Here is a 17,428-nt window from a genome sequence, read left to right on the forward strand (position 1 = left end):
AGCACTAGGCGCGCGGGGTGGCGCCACGTATCATGGGCCACCCGTTACGAATCGATAATCGATTCATCCATATCTTGGTGCAATATGCTTCCATCGTGGTGCAGCGGGTCACGACGATGGTGCCCGCCGCCGACATGCAAGCCACTGAAGACCGTCGCGATCCCCTGTTCAACCAGTCGCTGGAAAAAGGCCTGGACGCGCTGCGGGCGTTCAGCGCCGTCCACCGCACCCTGACCCTGGCCGAACTGGCCGCGCTGACCGGCATGAGCAAGAGTTCGGCACAGCGCACGGTCCATACGCTGGAGCGCCTTGGCTACGTCGACAAGCACCCGCAGACGCGCCGCTTCCGGCTGACGCCGAAGGTCATGGAGATCGGCTACAACTACCTGGCCGCCGACGCGCTGATTCCCATCGCCAGCCCGTACCTGTCGCAGTTGGCCAATGCCAGCGGCGAGACGGCCAACCTGACCGAGCCGGTGGGGCTGGACATGGTCTACGTGGCGCAGTTGATGACCGCCAAGCACATGCCCGTGCTGACGCCCGTGGGCATGCGGATTCCGATGTACTGCACGAGTTCGGGCCGCGCCTATCTCAGCAAGCTGCCCGACGCGCAGGTGCGCGCCATGCTGGAAGCATCCACACGGGCGCCACGCACGCCGGCAACGCTGACCGACGTCGACGCGATCTTCGAGACGGTAGTGGCCTGCCGGACGGTTGGCTACGCGTGCAACGAGGAGGAACTGTTCCTGGGCGACATGGGCATCGGCGCGCCGATTGTGAACAGCCGCGGCGAGGCTGTCGGCGCGGTCCACGTCTCCCCGCCCGCCAGCCGCTGGACAATGGCCGACGCCCAACGCCGCCTCGGCCCGCTGGTGATCGAGTGCGCGTGGGCGATTTCAAGGTCGATCGGGCATTAGGCGGGGTACGTCATTCGGCATGAGGTTTTTCTCCCCTCTCCCGCCTGCGGGAGAGGGGTTGGGGGAGAGGGCCAGCGGCTCAAACTGCGACAGGTCGGCAAGCAGAGCCTCGGCACCCTCTCCCCCGGCCCCTCTCCCGCACGGCGGGAGAGGGGAGCAAAAAAAAATCACAGCGGGAGAGGGGAAAAAATACTCGCTAGCCTGGACTTGTACCTCCTGTTTACTCCCCTCTCCCGCCTGCGGGAGAGGGGTTGGGGGAGAGGGCCAGCGCATCGAACTGCGACAGGTCGGCAAGCAGAGCCTCGACACCCTCTCCCCCGGCCCCTCTCCCGCACGGCGGGAGAGGGGAGAAACACCGGGCATGACGCCATCCCTCGCCATCCCTCGCCTACCCCGCATGCTCCAGCATCGCCTGCAGCAGCACGTTGGCGCCGGCCGCGATGTGTTCGGGTAGTACGTCTTCCAGTTCGTTGTGGCTGATGCCGTCCTTGCACGGCACGAAGATCATGCCGGTGGGGGCGCGGCGGGCCACGTAGACGGCGTCGTGGCCGGCGCCGCTGACCACGTCCATGTGTGGCAGGCCCAGCCGGGCGGCGGCGCGGCGTACGCTGTCCACGCAGGCGGGTGCGAACAGGCACGGCTCGAACTTGACCACCTGGCGGATCTCCACGGCCACGCGCGCCGCGTCGGCGATGCCGGCAAACGCCGCGCGCATGGCCGCGTCCATCCGGTCCAGGCCGTCCTGGCCCAGGTTGCGGAAGTCCACCGAAAAGTCCACCCGCCCCGGAATCACGTTGCGCGAATTTGGCGTGACCTCGACAAAGCCCACCGTGCCGCGCCCGTGCGGCGCCTCGTCGCGCGCGATGCGGTTCACGGCCTCGATCATCCGCGCCGACGCCAGCAGTGCATCGTGGCGCAGGGCCAGTGGCGTGGGCCCGGCGTGGGCGTCCTGGCCGGTCACGGTCACGTCGTACCACTGCTGGCCCAGCGCGCCCGATACCACGCCGATCGGCAGCCCGGCCGCCTCGAGCACCGGCCCCTGCTCGATATGCGCCTCGAAATAGGCGGCGTACATGCCGCCGGGCACCTCGCCGGCCGGCTGGGGGCCGTGGTAGCCGATGGCGGCCAGCGCGTCGCCCACGCTCACGCCGTCGCGGTCCCGCTGCGCGCGGGCGTGGGCCGCGTCGAACACGCCCGCGAAGACGCCCGAGCCCATCATCACCGGCGTGAAGCGCGTGCCTTCCTCGTTGGTCCAGAACGCCACCTCGAGCGGCGCGCGCGTGCGGATGCCCAGGTCGTCGAGCGTGCGCATGACCTCCAGCCCGGCCAGCACGCCAAAGTTGCCGTCGAACTTGCCACCCGACGGCTGCGTGTCGATGTGGCTGCCCGTGGCCACGGCCGGCGCGTGCGGGTCCGTGCCGGCGCGCCGCGCGAAGACGTTGCCGATCTCGTCCACGCGCACGTCCAGCCCCGCCTCGCGGCACCACTGCACGACCAGGTCGCGCCCGCGCCGGTCCTCGTCGGTCAGCGCGATGCGGCACACGCCGCCCCTGGGCGTGGCGCCGATCTCGCCAAGCGCCATCAGCGATTGCCACAGGCGGGCGCCATTGATGCGGGGAGTGAATTGCGAATCCATGTCTCGGTGGTCTGCGGTGAGTGAAGATGGATTGCCCCTGTGCAAGAAGCAGACCACGCGCGGCGGACGTCGCGATGGTGCATGGCCACTGGCACATCACTTGCTAGACCGGAGGCAGTCCCATCTCGCACCTTCACCCATCACCCAGGAGCCCTGCCTGTGACCCAGAACACGTCTTCCCCAGCGACCGGCCTTGCCGCCGCGCTCCGTTGCGTCTCCGCCGCCGTCGCGCTCTCGCTGCTCGCCCTGCCCGGCGCGGCCATGGCGCAGAAGGTGCTGCGCATCGGCATGACCGCCGCCGACATCCCGCGCACGCTCGGCCAGCCCGACCAGGGCTTCGAGGGCAACCGCTTCACCGGCATCCCGATGTACGACGCGCTGACCCAGTGGGACCTGTCCAAGTCCAACGGCCCGAGCCTGCTGATCCCGGACCTGGCCACCGAGTGGAAGGTCGACGACAAGGACAAGACCAAATGGACCTTCAAGCTGCGCCCCGGCGTGAAGTTCCATGACGGCTCGGCCTTCAACGCCGACGCCGTGGTCTGGAACGTCAACAAGGTGCTCGACAAGACCGCCAGGCAGTTCGATCCGAGCCAGGTGGGCGTGACGGCGTCGCGCATGCCCACGCTGCGCAGCGCGCGCAAGATCGACGACCTGACCGTGGAGCTGGTGACGTCCGAGCCGGATTCGTTCCTGCCGTACAACGTCTCGAACCTGTTCATGGCGTCGCCCACGCACTGGGAGAAGAAGCTCGCGGCCGTGCCGGCGTCGGTGACCGACCCGGCCGAACGCAGCAAGCAGGCGTGGGTGGCCTTTGCCGCCGATGCCTCGGGCACCGGCCCGTTCAAGATGACGCGCTTCGTGCCGCGCGAGCGGCTGGAGCTGGCAAAGAACCCGGCGTACTGGGACAGCAAGCGCGTGCCGAAGATCGACAAGGTCGTGATGCTGCCGATGCCCGAGGCCAACGCGCGCACCGCGGCGCTGCTGTCGGGCCAGGTCGACTGGATCGAGGCGCCCGCGCCCGACGCCGTCGCGCAGATCAAGAGCCGCGGCTTCGAGGTCTACGCCAACGCCCAGCCGCACATGTGGCCGTGGCAGCTCTCGTTCGCGCCGAACTCGCCGTGGCTGGACAAGCGCGTGCGCCAGGCCGCCAACCTCTGCGTGAACCGCTCTGGCCTGAAGACGCTGCTGGGCGGCTACATGGCCGAGGCCAAGGGCATCGTCGAGGCCGGCAACCCGTGGTGGGGCAATCCCGCCTTCGACATCAAGTACGACCCCGAGGCGGCGCGCAAGCTGATGGCCGAGGCCGGCTACTCGGCCGCCAAGCCGGTCAAGGTCAAGGTGCAGGTATCGGCGTCCGGATCGGGCCAGATGCAGCCGCTGCCGATGAACGAATACGTGCAGCAGAACCTCAAGGCGTGCTACTTCGACGTGGACTTCGACGTCGTGGAATGGAACACGCTGTTCACGAACTGGCGCATCGGCGCCAAGGACCCAAGCGCCCACGGCGCCAACGCCATCAACGTCAGCTTTGCGGCGATGGACCCGTTCTTTGCGATGGTCCGCTTCGTCAGCACCAAGACGCAGCCGCCGGTATCGAACAACTGGGGCTTCTTCGGCAACGCCGAGTTCGACAAGCTGATCGAGACGGCCCGCACGTCGTTCGGCGAGAAGGACCGCGACGCCGCGCTGGCCCGGCTGCACGCCCGCATCGTCGAGGAATCGCCGTTCGTGCTGATCGCCCACGACGTGGGCCCGCGCGCGATCTCGAAGAAGGTCAAGGGCGTGGTCCAGCCGCAAAGCTGGTTCATCGACATCGCGACGATGTCGATGGATTAAGGCTGGCGGCGGTGTCGGCGCCCCTCTCCCGCCAGGCGAGAGAGGGGTGCCATCTTGAAACGATTTCGCTCCCCCCACAGCCGGCCACAGACCATGACTTACCTGCTTCGCCGCATCCTGTATGCGCTGCCGATCCTGCTTGGGGTCGCCCTGCTCTGCTTCTCGCTGGTCCATATCGCGCCCGGTGACCCGCTCGTGTCGGTGCTGCCGCCGGACGCGTCCGAGGAACTGCGGCTGCAGCTGACCGCGCTGTACGGCTTCGACAAGCCGTTCCTGGAGCAATTTCTCCACTGGCTGGTCCGCGCGCTGCACGGCGACCTGGGCACGTCCATCGCCACCAACCGGCCGGTGATGGCCGAGGTGTCCAACGCCGTGGTCAATTCGATCCGGCTCGCCACCGTGGCCACGCTGATCGGCTTCACGGCCGGCTGCCTGTTCGGCTTCGTGGCCGGCTACCTGCGCGATTCGGTGTGGGACCGGCTCGCCTCCGTCGTCTCGGTGCTCGGCGTCAGCATCCCGCATTACTGGCTGGGGATGGTGCTGGTCATCGCGTTCTCGGTGCTGCTGGGCTGGCTGCCGGCCACCGGCGCCGGGCCGGGCGGCTCGGGCGACTGGGCGTGGGACTGGGAGCACGTGAAGTACCTGCTGCTGCCGGCCGTGACGATGTCGGTCATCCCGATGGGCATCGTCGCGCGCACGATCCGGGCGCTGGTGGCCGAGATCCTGTCCAACGAGTTCATCGTCGGGCTGCGCGCCCGGGGCCTGTCGGACGTTGCCGTGTTCCGCCACGTGGTCAAGAACGTGGCGCCCACGGCGCTGTCGGTGATGGGCCTGCAGCTTGGCTACCTGCTGGGCGGGTCGATCCTGATCGAGACCGTGTTCTCGTGGCCGGGCACCGGCTTCCTGCTGAACGCGGCAATCTTCCAGCGCGATTTTCCGCTGCTGCAGGGCACGATCCTGGTGCTGGCCGTGTTCTTCGTGCTGCTCAACCTGGTTGTCGACGCGCTGCAGACGCTGTTCGACCCCCGCATCCAACGCCACTAGGAGCCGCCATGGAACTGACGCTGAACAAGGGCGCCGCGCCGCTGTTGGTGGAGCGCTCGCCGGGCTACTGGCGCACCGTGGGACGCCGCCTGCTGCGCAACCGGCTGGCCATGGGAGCCGCGCTGGTGCTGCTGGCGCTGATCGCCACGGCCGTGTTCGCGCCGGCGCTGATGCCGGCCGACCCCTATGCCTCGTCGATCCTCAAGCGGCTCAAGCCCATCGGCTTCGAGGGCTATCCGCTGGGCACCGACGAACTGGGCCGCGACATGCTGTCGCGGCTGATGCTGGGCGCGCGGCTGTCGCTGTTCATGGGCATCACGCCGGTGCTGCTGGCGTTCGTGATCGGCAGCGCCATCGGCATCGTGGCCGGCTACGCGGGCGGCTGGACCAACACGGCCATCATGCGCGTGACCGACATCCTCTACGCGTTCCCGTCGGTGCTGCTGGCCATCGCGCTGTCCGGCACGCTGGGTGCCGGCGTGGGCAACGCGCTGCTGTCGCTGACCATCGTGTTCGTGCCGCAGATCGTGCGCGTGGCCGAGAGCGTGACCACGCAGGTGCGCAACCGCGAGTTCGTCGATGCCGCGCGGGCCTCGGGCGCCTCGTCGCTGACCATCGTGCGCGCCCACGTGCTCAACAACGTGCTCGGGCCGATCTTCGTCTACGCCACCAGCCTGATCTCGGTGTCGATGATCCTGGCCTCGGGGCTGTCGTTCCTGGGGCTGGGCGTCAAGCCGCCCGAGCCCGAGTGGGGCCTGATGCTGAACACGCTGCGCACGGCCATCTACACGCAGCCGTGGGTGGCGGCCCTGCCCGGCGCGATGATCTTCCTCACGTCGATCTCGTTCAACCTGCTGGCCGACGGCATCCGCTCGGCCATGGAAATCAAGGAGTGACCATGGCCGACGCGTACGTTGCCCCCGCCGCCCAACCGGTCCGCGATGTGGGCGGGCCGGCCCAGCCGCTGGTCATCGCCCGCGACCTCGTCAAGCACTTTCCGCTCAAGTCGGCCGTGCCGCTGCGCAGCGGCGGCGTGGTGCGCGCCGTCGACGGCGTCAGCTTCGACGTGCTCAAGGGCGAGACGCTGGGCGTGGTGGGCGAATCGGGCTGCGGCAAGTCCACCACGGCGCGGCTGCTGATGCAGCTGACGCCGCACGACCGCGGCGAGCTGATCTTCGACGCCCAGGGCGTGGGCTCGGCCCAGTTGCCCATGAAGGCGTTCCGCAGCCAGGTGCAGATGGTGTTCCAGGACAGCTACGCGTCGCTGAACCCGCGCCTGACGATCGAGGAATCGGTCGCGTTCACGCCGCGTGTGCATGGCGTGCCGGCCCGCGAAGCCACCGAACGGGCGCGCTACCTGCTGGAGCGCGTGGGGCTGGACCCCCGGCGCTTTGCCGGCCGCTATCCGCACGAGCTGTCGGGCGGGCAGCGCCAGCGCGTGAACATCGCGCGGGCGCTGGCGCTGCGGCCCCGGCTGGTGATCCTGGACGAGGCGGTCTCCGCGCTGGACAAGTCGGTCGAGGCCCAGGTGCTGAACCTGCTGCTCGACCTCAAGGCCGAGTTCGACCTGACCTACGTGTTCATCAGCCACGACCTCAACGTCATCCGCTACCTGTGCGACCGCGTGATGGTGATGTACCTGGGCAAGGTGGTCGAGATCGGCGACACCGAGGCGGTCTACGCCAACCCCGCGCACCCGTACACGCGGGCGCTGCTGGCGTCGATGCCGTCGATGGACCCCGACCACCGCACGCTGGCCGCCCCGCTGGCCGGCGACCCGCCGAACCCGATCGACCCGCCGCCCGGCTGCAGCTTCCACCCGCGCTGCGCCCGCGCCGAGCCGGTCTGCGAACGCCGCGCGCCGGTGCTGTCCGACGCGCTGGCCGGCCATCCGGTCTCGTGCCTGATGGCGATGCCCGACGGCGGCCACTCGCTGCCGCTACGCCGGCTCTCGCCGGGCCTGCACGCGGCCACGCCCTGATTCCACCGGAGGATTCCGATGTCCCAACTTCCCGACCCGGGCGCCCCGCAACCCCAGCCCACCCCGGCGCCGGCCGTCTCGGTCCGCGACCTGCACGTCACGTTCGCGGGCGGCGGCAAGCTGATCCGCGCCGTCAACGGCGTCTCGCTCGACGTGGCGCCCGGCGAGGCCGTCGCGCTGATCGGCGAATCGGGCTCCGGCAAGAGCGTCACGCTGCGCGCGCTGATGCGGCTGCACCCGCCCCGGCGCACGACCATGACCGGCCAGATCCGCGTGGACGGCCACGACGTGCCGGCACTGGACAAGCGCGCGCTGGCACGGCTGCGCGGCGGCACCATCGCGATGGTGTTCCAGGAGCCGCTGCTGGCGCTGGACCCGGTCTACACGATCGGCCAGCAGATCGTCGAATGCATCCGCACGCACCGCAAGGTGTCGAAGGCCCGGGCCCACGCGCTGGCGTTGCAGGCGCTGGAGGCGGTGCGCATTCCCAGCCCCGAGCGGCGGCTGGCCGCCTATCCGCACGAGATGTCGGGCGGCATGCGCCAGCGGGCGATGATCGCGCTGGCGCTGTCGGCCCAGCCCCGCATCCTGCTGGCCGACGAGCCGACCACGGCGCTCGACGCCACGGTGCAGATCCAGGTGCTGATCCTGCTGCGCGAGCTGCAGCGCGCGCTGGGCCTGTCGATCGTCTTCGTCACGCACGACATTGGCGCGGCGGTGGAAATTGCCGACCGCGTGGCCGTGATGTACGGCGGGCGCATCGTCGAGGAAGGCCCGATCCGCACGCTGCTGCGCGACGCGCGCCATCCGTACACCATCGCGCTGCTGCAGAGCCGCCAGCACGGCATGGACCGTGGCCAGCGGCTGCAGGCCATCGGCGGCGCGCCGCCGGACCTGGCCGCGCTGCCGCCGGGCTGCACGTTCGCGCCGCGTTGCCCGCAGGCCCGGCCCGACTGCCTGGCCGCCGTGCCGCCGGCCGTGTCGCTGGGCGGCGGGCATCGCGTCAGTTGCCTGCGCGTCGAAGCCCCCGCCGCCGAATGCGCGGCCTGAACCCGATTCCATCCCGCCACAAGGACCCTGCCTCCATGAGCCTGGCCACCCATCCCGCCCGCGCCTTCCTGCCCTACCCCGACGCCCCCGTGCCGCACGCGCCGGGCGGCCCGCTGCACGGGCTGAAGTTCGCGGTCAAGGACCTGTTCGACGTTGCCGGCTACCCCACCGGCGGCGGCAATCCGCACGTGCTGGCCCGCTCCGGCATCAAGACCGCCACCGCGCCCACGGTGCAGAAGCTGCTGGATGCCGGCGCCGCCTTTGTCGGCAAGGTGCACACCGACGAGCTGGCCTTCTCGATGAACGGCCAGAACTACCACTACGGCGGCCCGTTCAACGGCGCCGCGCCGGACCGCATCACGGGTGGCTCGTCGTCGGGCTCGGCGTCCGCCGTCTCGCACGGGCTGGCCGATATAGCGCTGGGTACCGACACGGGCGGATCGGTGCGCGCGCCGGCCAGCCACTGCGGGCTGTTCGGCATCCGGCCCACCCATGGCCGCATCTCGCTGGCCCAATGCATGCCGCTCTGCGCGTCGCTGGACACCTGCGGCTTCCTTGCCCGCGACATCGCCACGTTCGCGCGCGTGGCCGACGTGCTGTGCGGCGCCGATGGCGACCCGCTGCCCGCCCGGCCCCGGCTGCTGCTGGCCACCGACCTGTTCGGCCTGCCCACGCCCGAGGCCCGCGCCGCGCTGGCGCCGACCGTGGCGCGGATCGAATCGGTACTGGGCAAGGCGGTGCCTGTGGAGGTAGCCGACCGGCCGCTGACGGACCTGTACTGGGCGTTCCGCTACGTGCAGGGATGGGAGGCGTGGCAGGCCGATGGCGCGCTGATCGAGCAGTACGGGCTGCAGCTTGGCCCCGACGTGGCCGGCCGGTTCGCGTTCAGCAAGGGCGTGACCGAGGCCCAGTTTGCCCACGCGTCGGCCGTGCGGCGCGAATTCACGGCGCACCTGGGCCGGCTGCTCGGCCACGACGGCGTGCTGGTGCTGCCGACGATGCCGGACATCGCGCCGCTGCGCACCACGCCCATGGAATCGCTGGAGGACTACCGCACGGCCGCCGCCCAGACGCTGTGCCTGACGCCGCTGTCGGGCTTTCCGCAACTGAGCCTGCCGCTGTCAGGGCGCGCCGGCGCGCCGCTGGGCATTTCGCTGCTGGGGCCGCGCGGCGCCGACCGCAGCCTGATTGCCGTGGCCGAGACGCTGATGGGTGGACTATCCTGAACCACGGCAACGCCGCCACCCTGCAACCCGAACCCGCCAGGACCCCCATGACCCGTCTTCGCATCACCGCCGCCGGCCACACCTTCGTCGCCGAAACCCACCCCGACGCGCCCGACACGGTAGCCGCGTTCCTGAAGCTGCTGCCGTACCGTCAGAAGCTGATCCACGTGCGCTGGAGCGGCGAAGGCTGCTGGATTCCGCTCGGCGAGTTCCGGCTGGGCGTCGGCTTCGAGAACCACACCAGCCACCCGTCGGTTGGCGACATCCTGTTCTACCCGGGCGGCTACAGCGAGACCGAGATCATCCTGGCCTACGGTAGCTGCTGCTTCGCCAGCAAGATGGGGCAGCTCGCCGGCAACCACTTCCTGACCATCGTCGAGGGCAAGGAAAACCTGCGCGCGCTGGGCACCAAGGTGCTCTGGGAAGGCGCGCAGGACGTGGTCTTCGAACTGGCGGAATAGGCCCCGGCGGGCCCCGGCGGTGGCCTAGCCCGCCATCACGCCGCGCTCGTCCTCGGGCGGCTTGACGCGGAACCACGTGGCGTAGAGCGCCGGCAGGAACAGCAGCGTCAGCACCGTGGCCACCACCAGGCCGCCCATGATCGCCACGGCCATCGGGCCCCAGAACGTCGAGCGCGACAGCGGGATCATCGCCAGCACGGCCGCCGCCGCGGTCAGGATGATCGGCCGGAAGCGGCGCACGGCCGACTCCACGATGGCCTGCCACGGCGGCAGCCCGGCGCGGATGTCCTGCTCGATCTGGTCCACCAGGATCACCGAGTTGCGGATGATCATGCCCAGCAGCGCCGTGATGCCAAGCTGGGCGACAAAGCCCATCGGCGAATGCAGCAGCAACAGCGTGGCGGCGGCGCCGATCAGGCCCAGCGGGCCGGTCAGGAACACCATCACCGCGCGCGAGAAGCTGTGCAACTGCAGCATCAGCAGCGTGAAGATCAGGAAGATGCACAGCGGCAACTGGGCGGCGATCGACGCGCCCGCCTTGCCGCTTTCCTCCTCGGCCCCGGCAATCGTGATCCGGTAGCCGGCCGGCAGCGCCGCGCGGATCGGGTCGAGCTTCGGATTGATCTGCGCGGTGACGGTGGGCCCCTGGATGCCGTCGACGACGTCGGACTGCACCGTGATGCCGAAGTCGCGGTTCTCGCGCCAGATCACGCCCGGCTCCGACTGCAGCGTGACCCGGGCCACCTGCGTCAGCGGCACGGCGCGGCCGGTGCTGGTGGGCACCAGCACGTTGTTCAGGTCGGACATCGTGTCGCGCTCGTTGCGCGGCGTGCGCATGATGATGTCGATCAGCTTGTCGGCGTCGCGGTACTGGCCCACCGGCACGCCGGTCAGCACGGCCTGCGTGGCCCGGGCGATGGCGTTGGTGGTCACGCCCAGCGCGCGCGCCTTGTCCTGGTCCAGCTCCAGGCGCAGCATCTTGACGTTCTCGTTCCAGTTGTCGTTGACGCCCACCGTGTTCGGGTTGTCGTCCATGATCGCGCGCACTTGGTCCGCCACCTTGCGCACGCCGGCGGCGTCGGGCCCGATCACGCGGAACTGCACCGGGTACTGCACCGGCGGGCCGTTCGGCAGCAGCTTCACGCGGCCGCGAAGCTGCGGGAATTCGTCGGCCAGCACGCGCTCGATGCGCTTGCGCAGCGCGTCGCGCGCCTCCACGGTCACCGGCATCACGATGGCCTGGGCCACGTTCGGCTGCGGGAAGATCTGGTCCAGCGGCAGGTAGAAGCGCGGCGCCCCGTTGCCGACGAACGACGTCACGCTCTGCACGGCGTCGTCGCGCCGCATGGCGGCCTCGAACCTCCGGGTCACGGCCTCGGTCTCGGCGAAGGCGGTGCCCTCGGGCATCCACAGCTCCACCATCAGCTCGGGCCGGCTGGAATCGGGGAAGAACTGCTTTTCCACGTACTTGAACGCCAGCAGGCCCAGCGCAAACCCGGCCAGCGTGATGACGATCACGGTCTTGCGCCACGTGACGCACCAGTTCACCAGGCGGCGAAAGCGGGCGTAGAACGGCGTGTCGAAGACCTCGTGGTGGCCGCCGTCGCTGGCCCGCGTCTTCAGGATCAGATAGCCCAGGTACGGCGTGAAATAGACCGCCGCCAGCCACGACAGCACCAGCGCCAGCGCCGTGACCGCGAAGATCGCGAACGTGTACTCGCCCACCGTGGACCGGGCCAGCCCCACCGGCAGGAAGCCGGCCGCCGTGATCAGCGTGCCGGTCAGCATCGGCATGGCCGTGGAGGTGTAGGCAAAGGTGGCGGCCTCCATCTTCGAGAAGCCTTCCTCCAGCTTGCGCACCATCATCTCCACCGCGATGATGGCGTCGTCCACCAGCAGCCCCAGCGCGATGATCAGCGCCCCGAGCGATATCTTGTGCAGGCCGATGCCGAAGATGTTCATGAACAGGAACGTCACGGCCAGCACCAGCGGGATGGTCAGCGCCACCACCAGCCCCGGACGCACGTCCAGCCGCAGCGGCCGGGTATGCAGCCCCAGCGCCACGAAGCTCACGCCCAGCACGATCACCACGGCCTCGATCAGCACGTGCACGAACTCGCCCACGCTGCGCTTGACCGCCTGGGGCTGGTCCTGCACCTGGTCCATCTCGATGCCCACCGGCAACTGGCCGCGCAGGCCATCGGTCACGCGGCGCAGTTCCTTGCCCAGCGCGATAATGTCGCCGCCCTTTTCCATCGAGATGCCCAGCCCGATCACGTCCTTGCCGTTGAACCGCATCTTGCTGACCGGCGGATCGACATAGGCGCGGTAGACGTGGGCAATGTCGCCCAGCCGGATGTTGGCGATGCCGTTCGGCCCGCGCAGCACCAGGTTCTGCAGGTCTTCCACGTCGCCTAGCTGGCCGGTCACGCGGACCTGCAGGTTGTCGCTGGGAGTGACTAGTACGCCACTGCCAGTGGGATTGTTCTGCTCGGCGATCTGGTTGGCGATGGCGTTGATGTCGAGCCCAAGCTGCGCAAAGCGCGTCTGGTTGAACTCGATGAAGATCTTCTCGTCCTGCAGCCCCAGCAGCGTGACCTTGGCCACGGCCGGGATGCGCAGCAGTTCCTGGCGGACCAGGTCGGCGTACTCGCGCAGTTCCTTGTAGTTGAAGCCGTCGGCGGACAGCGCGTAGATGGAGCCGTAGACGTCGCCGAACTCGTCGTTGAAGAACGGCCCGCGCACGCCCTGCGGCAGCGTCTGCTGGATATCGCCGATCTTCTTGCGCACCGTGTACCAGATCTGTGCCGTGTCCTTGGCCGGCGAGTTGTCGGCCAGCTGGAAGATCACGGTCGTCTCGCCCGGCTTGGAGAAACTGCGAATCTTGTCGGCGTACGGCACTTCCTGCAGTTGCCGCTCGATCTTGTCGGTGACCTGCACGGCAATCTGCTCGGCCGTGGCGCCGGGCCAGAACGCCTGCACCACCATCACGCGGAACGTGAACGGCGGGTCTTCGTCCTGGCCAAGCTGGAAGAACGCCAGCAGGCCGCCCAGCAGCAGCACGACCAGCAGGTAGCGCGTCAGCGGCTGGTGTTCCAGCGCCCAGCGCGACAGGTTGAAGCGGGAATGTTCCATGCGCCGCCCTCAGCCCAGGCGGCGGTCGAGGGCGCTCAGCGGCGCGCCCGGGCTGGACGCGGGCTGGGCCGGCGCCACGCTCTGCATCGGCTTGACCTTCTGGCCTGCCTTCAGCAGATGCACGCCGGCCGTGACGATGGTCTGGCCCGGCGCCAGCCCCTGGCGGATCTCGATCAGGTTGCCCTGCGCCTCGCCGAGCGTCACGGGCACCGGCCTGACCGTGCCGCTGCCGGCCTTGTCGGCCTTGTCGGCCTTGTCTGGCTGATAGATCCACACCTGGTTGGTGCCCTTGTCCTGCAGCAGCGCGGTCAGCGGGATGCGGATCGTGCCGGCATCGCCCGCGCGGGTGAACTGCACGGCGGCCGTCATGCCGATGCGCAGGTCAGCCGGCGGGTTCGGAATGCTGACCCGGGTGGGATAGGTGCGCGTCACTGGGTCCGCCGCGCCGGAAATCTCGCGCACGCGGCCCGGCAGCAGGCGGTCCGGATCGGCCCAGGTATGGACGGTGACGTCGGTGATGCCGCGCAGCATGTCGACCTGGTCCTCGGGCAGGCCGATGGCCACTTCCTTCTCGGCGGTCTGCGCCACGCGGATGACCGGCTGGCCCGGCGTGACCACCTGGCCCACCTCGGTATCGACGGCCGTGACCACGCCGTCCGCGTCGGCCGTCAGCACCGCGTAGCCGGTCTGGTTCGACTGGTTGCGCAGGTTGGCCTGGGCCTGCTCCAGCCGCGAGGCGGCCGAATCGTAGGTGGCCTGCCGGCGGTTCAGTTCGGCGGCGCTGATGAAGTTCTTGGCCGCCAGTTCCTTGTAGCGCTTCAGGTCGGCGGCGGCCAGGTCGCGGTCGGTCCGCGCGGCGTCGAACTGGGCGCGCGCGCCCGATTCGGCCAGCGCCAGGTCGGTGGGATCGAGCCGCGCCAGCGGCTGGCCCTTGCGCACCGTGGCGCCCACATCGACCAGCCGGGCCGCGATCTTGCCGCCAACGCGGAAGCCCAGCCGCGATTCGATACGCGGACGGACCTCGCCCGAGAACTCGAACGCGGTCTTGCCGGCCGACGGGCTGAGCTGCATCACCCGCACCGGCCGCACGGTCTCCACGGGCTCCGCCTGCTTGCCGCAGCCGGCCAGCGTCACCAGCCCGGCCATGGCGACCAGCGCGGCCAGCCGCCCCGCCCGCCCGCGCACGACGCCACGGCGCCGCGTGGCGCCAGCCGGGGGGAGCATGGGGAAGACCTGAACTTCAGCGGCCGCGACTTCCGGCCCGGCGTATGGCACTGGCATGGACAAGCGTGTTGAGTCGGTGGAAAGGATGACGCTACTGCACTTCTGGAATGCTGCGGCCGGACGGCCGGGGAGGATCGGCTCCGGGGCACCTCTGGGGGTGCTTCATGGTGCCCGGAGCCGGCCGGCCGATGGGCCAGCGTCGCACGGGAAATAAATAACTTTGCGGTCAGCAATATAGCGACCGGCCTGAGGTGCGTCAAACGCCGGATGACGAACAGTCGTATGGCGCGACAAAATGTCGTCCCGCCGGCGCGGCTGGCAGCGGGATGGCGTCGCTGGCGGCGGCCGCGCGCCGTGGCGCCGATGTTACAATTCGCGGCTTTGGCGCCGCCCCGCCATCCCACAGAAAGAGATTGGCGTGACGCCCGATCAGTATTGCCAGGACAAGGCCGCAACCAGCGGCTCCAGCTTTTATTACAGCAGCCTGCTCCTGCCCCCGGAGCGCCGCCGCGCGCTGACCGCGCTGCAAGCCTGGCGGCTGGAACTCGATGCCATCGTTCACGAGGACCATGACGCCGGCGTGGCGCTGCAACGGCTGGACTGGTGGCGCGCCGAACTGCGCCGGCTCTACGACGGCACCCCGAACCACCCGGTCAGCCTGGCGCTGCAACCGCACCTGGCCAGCCTGCCGCAGGCCGAGATGACCCAGGTGCTGGACGGCACGGAGATGGACCTCGCCCAGTCGCGCTATTTCGATGACGCCGCGCTGGGCCGCTATGCGCGGCTGGTGGGCGGCACGGTGGGCCGGCTGACGGCCCGGCTGCTCGGATTCACCGACGCGCTGACGCTGGACGCCGGCGAGAAACTGGGCCTGTCGCAGATGCGCGTGCGGATCATCCGCGAGGTCGGCCGCGACGCCCGCCAGGGCCGTATCTATATTCCCGTGGAAACGCTCCAGCGCTTCGAGGTGCCGGCGGCCGACATCATGCAGTCGCGCCATTCGGCGCCGTTCGTCACGCTGATGCGCGACCAGGCGGCGCAGGCGCGCGCCCTGTACCAGGAGGCGCTGGCCCTGCTGCCCCGCGCCGACCGCCGCGCCCAGCGCGCCGCGCTGGCGCTGGCCGCCATCCACCACGCGCTGCTCGACGAGATCGAGGCCAGCGACTTCCAGGTGCTGACCCAGCGCATCTCGCTCACGCCCATGCGCAAGCTCTGGGTGGCATGGAAGACCTGGCTGCGCAACCGCTGACCCCCTCCGAAGTACCGACACCCCCCGACGCCATGACCACCGCCACCCCTTCCCTCGGCCAGTCGATCCTGGACCACGCCGACGCCCTGGCCCGCCATTCCGACATGGAAGGCGGCCTGACCTGCGCGTACCTGACGCCGGCGCACCGCCAGGCCCAGGCGCTGCTGGCGCGCTGGATGGAAGACGCCGGCATGGCGGTGCGCGTGGACGCCATCGGCAACGTGATTGGCCGCTATGCCGCCGATCCGGCCGAGGCGAACCCCAAGGTGCTGATGACCGGCTCGCACTTCGACACGGTGCGCAACGGCGGCCGCTACGACGGCCGGCTGGGCATCCTGCTGCCGATCGCCGTGGTCGGGGCGCTGCGCGACGCGGGCATCCGGCTGCCGTACCACCTGGACGTGGTGGCCTTTGCCGAGGAAGAAGGGCTGCGCTTTAAGACCAGCTTCCTGGCCAGCAGCGTGCTGGCGGGCCGCTTCGACCCGGCGCTGCTGGACCGCACGGACGCCGACGGCGTGACGATGCGCGAGGCGCTGGCGGCGGCCGGCTTGCCCGGCGGCGGCAGCCTGGACGCGCTGCGTGCGGCGGCGGTCGATCCCGCCACGCTGGCCGGCTTTGTCGAGGTCCATATCGAACAGGGGCCGGTGCTGCTCAACCGCGGCCTGCCGCTGGGCATCGTCACGCAGATCGCCGGCAGCAGCCGGTTCCAGGTGCGGGTGGAGGGGCTGGCCAGCCATGCCGGCACCACGCCGATGGACATGCGCCGCGACGCCGCCACGGGCGCGGCCGAGATGATCCTGCTGGTGGAGCAGCGCTGCGCGCAGGTGCCTACGCTGGTGGGGACGGTCGGCCAGTTGCAGGTGCCCAATGGATCGAGCAACGTGATTCCGGCCGCCTGCGTGTTCTCGATGGATATTCGGGCCGGCGAAGACGGCATCCGCGAGGCCGCCATCGCCGATATCGTGGCCGGCATCGAGCGGATTGCCGCGCGGCGCGGGCTGACGGCCGCCGTGGAACGCGTGACACCGGTCAATAACGCGCCATGCGCGCGCTGGCTGATGGATCAGTTCGCGGCGGTGCTGAAGAAACGGGGGGCGCAGGCGTTCGAGCTGCCGTCGGGCGCCGGGCACGACGCCATGATGATGCAGCGGATCACCGACGTCGCCATGCTGTTCGTCCGGTGCGGCAACGGCGGCATCAGCCACAATCCGCTGGAGACGATCACGGTGGAAGACGCCCAGCAGGCGGCCGAGGTATTCGTGGATTTCCTGCGGCACTTCCGGGCGGCGGCCTGATCAGCTGCCCCGGTACATTTCCTTGCCGATGTCGTAGAGGTTCTTGCGCAGCGTCTTGCGCTCGTCGGGCGACAGGCGCTGGCTGCCGCCGCGCTGGCCCTGGCGCGACGCGCGCTCGGCCATGTCGCGCTCGGTCTCGGCGCGGTCGCCGCGCCGGGGCGGCTGGCGGTTGCGGTCCGGCGGGGGCGGGTTGCCGCCCTGCCCGCCGGGCGGCTGGCCCTTGGGGTGAAGCAGGTGCGCCATGCCCGCCGACTGGGCGTGCGCCGAGGCGGGCGCCACGGCCATCAGCAGGGTCATGCCGGCAAGCCAGGCCACGCGCGCGCAGAATGTGCGACGCAGGGTTTGCCCGTGCCGGTTTTGCTTCACTTTCA

Annotated in this window: 14 protein-coding genes; 10 read left to right on the forward strand and 4 right to left on the reverse strand. The window is 69.9% G+C overall.

Annotated elements, in window-relative coordinates; translation table 11 throughout:
- Window positions 1-134: 134 nt before the first annotated feature.
- Window positions 135-917, forward strand: coding sequence for an IclR family transcriptional regulator (locus EHF44_RS15095; protein WP_124685123.1), 783 nt, complete (start codon window positions 135-137; stop codon window positions 915-917).
- 388 nt (window positions 918-1,305) lie between these two features.
- Here EHF44_RS15095 and EHF44_RS15100 read toward each other — a convergent pair whose 3' ends face one another.
- Window positions 1,306-2,553 carry a Zn-dependent hydrolase gene (locus EHF44_RS15100; RefSeq protein ID WP_124684406.1) on the reverse strand — a complete coding sequence of 416 codons (1,248 nt, stop codon included), beginning with the start codon at window positions 2,551-2,553 and terminating at the stop codon, window positions 1,306-1,308.
- A 261-nt stretch (window positions 2,554-2,814) separates the two neighbouring features.
- On the opposite strand from EHF44_RS15100, the gene EHF44_RS15105 reads away from it, so the two are divergent.
- The 7 genes from EHF44_RS15105 (at window position 2,815) to EHF44_RS15135 (ending at window position 10,154) form a co-directional block, all read left to right on the forward strand.
- The gene (locus EHF44_RS15105; protein ID WP_253700105.1) at window positions 2,815-4,392 is read left to right on the forward strand and encodes an ABC transporter substrate-binding protein; all 1,578 of its coding nucleotides are present in this window, start codon (window positions 2,815-2,817) and stop codon (window positions 4,390-4,392) included.
- A gap of 93 nt (window positions 4,393-4,485) precedes the next feature.
- A complete protein-coding gene (locus EHF44_RS15110) occupies window positions 4,486-5,436 on the forward strand; it encodes an ABC transporter permease (protein WP_124684408.1) in 951 nt (316 codons plus the stop codon).
- An 8-nt stretch (window positions 5,437-5,444) separates the two neighbouring features.
- The gene (locus tag EHF44_RS15115; protein WP_124684409.1) at window positions 5,445-6,332 is read left to right on the forward strand and encodes an ABC transporter permease; all 888 of its coding nucleotides are present in this window, start codon (window positions 5,445-5,447) and stop codon (window positions 6,330-6,332) included.
- A 2-nt stretch (window positions 6,333-6,334) separates the two neighbouring features.
- Window positions 6,335-7,417 (forward strand): ABC transporter ATP-binding protein, encoded by a 1,083-nt coding sequence (locus tag EHF44_RS15120; protein WP_124684410.1) that lies wholly within the window; start codon window positions 6,335-6,337, stop codon window positions 7,415-7,417.
- Window positions 7,418-7,435: 18 nt separating this feature from the next.
- Window positions 7,436-8,467, forward strand: coding sequence for an ABC transporter ATP-binding protein (locus EHF44_RS15125; RefSeq protein WP_124684411.1), 1,032 nt, complete (start codon window positions 7,436-7,438; stop codon window positions 8,465-8,467).
- A gap of 35 nt (window positions 8,468-8,502) precedes the next feature.
- On the forward strand, window positions 8,503-9,693 hold the full coding sequence (locus EHF44_RS15130) for an amidase (RefSeq protein WP_124684412.1): 1,191 nt from the start codon (window positions 8,503-8,505) through the stop codon (window positions 9,691-9,693).
- A 47-nt stretch (window positions 9,694-9,740) separates the two neighbouring features.
- A complete protein-coding gene (locus EHF44_RS15135; protein ID WP_124684413.1) occupies window positions 9,741-10,154 on the forward strand; it encodes a DUF3830 family protein in 414 nt (137 codons plus the stop codon).
- A gap of 24 nt (window positions 10,155-10,178) precedes the next feature.
- Here EHF44_RS15135 and EHF44_RS15140 read toward each other — a convergent pair whose 3' ends face one another.
- Entirely contained in the window at window positions 10,179-13,289 is a 3,111-nt protein-coding gene (locus EHF44_RS15140) for an efflux RND transporter permease subunit (protein WP_124684414.1), read from the reverse strand.
- Window positions 13,290-13,298: 9 nt separating this feature from the next.
- Window positions 13,299-14,435 carry an efflux RND transporter periplasmic adaptor subunit gene (locus tag EHF44_RS15145; protein WP_409559033.1) on the reverse strand — a complete coding sequence of 379 codons (1,137 nt, stop codon included), beginning with the start codon at window positions 14,433-14,435 and terminating at the stop codon, window positions 13,299-13,301.
- Between the two features lie 496 nt (window positions 14,436-14,931).
- Here EHF44_RS15145 and hpnD point away from each other — a divergent pair, with 496 nt between their 5' ends.
- Both hpnD and EHF44_RS15155 read left to right on the forward strand, forming a co-directional pair.
- A complete protein-coding gene (gene hpnD / locus EHF44_RS15150) occupies window positions 14,932-15,762 on the forward strand; it encodes a presqualene diphosphate synthase HpnD (RefSeq protein ID WP_124684416.1) in 831 nt (276 codons plus the stop codon).
- Window positions 15,763-15,794: 32 nt separating this feature from the next.
- The gene (locus EHF44_RS15155; protein WP_124684417.1) at window positions 15,795-17,057 is read left to right on the forward strand and encodes a Zn-dependent hydrolase; all 1,263 of its coding nucleotides are present in this window, start codon (window positions 15,795-15,797) and stop codon (window positions 17,055-17,057) included.
- Here the strand turns inward: EHF44_RS15155 and EHF44_RS15160 are convergent, their stop codons facing one another.
- Complete coding sequence (locus EHF44_RS15160) at window positions 17,058-17,354, reverse strand: hypothetical protein (RefSeq protein WP_253699869.1); 297 nt, start codon at window positions 17,352-17,354, stop codon at window positions 17,058-17,060. It abuts the gene before it with no gap.
- Between the last annotated feature and the right edge of the window lie 74 nt (window positions 17,355-17,428).

It is taken from the genome of Cupriavidus pauculus (assembly GCF_003854935.1).
In the GTDB taxonomy this organism is placed as follows: domain Bacteria; phylum Pseudomonadota; class Gammaproteobacteria; order Burkholderiales; family Burkholderiaceae; genus Cupriavidus; species Cupriavidus pauculus_C.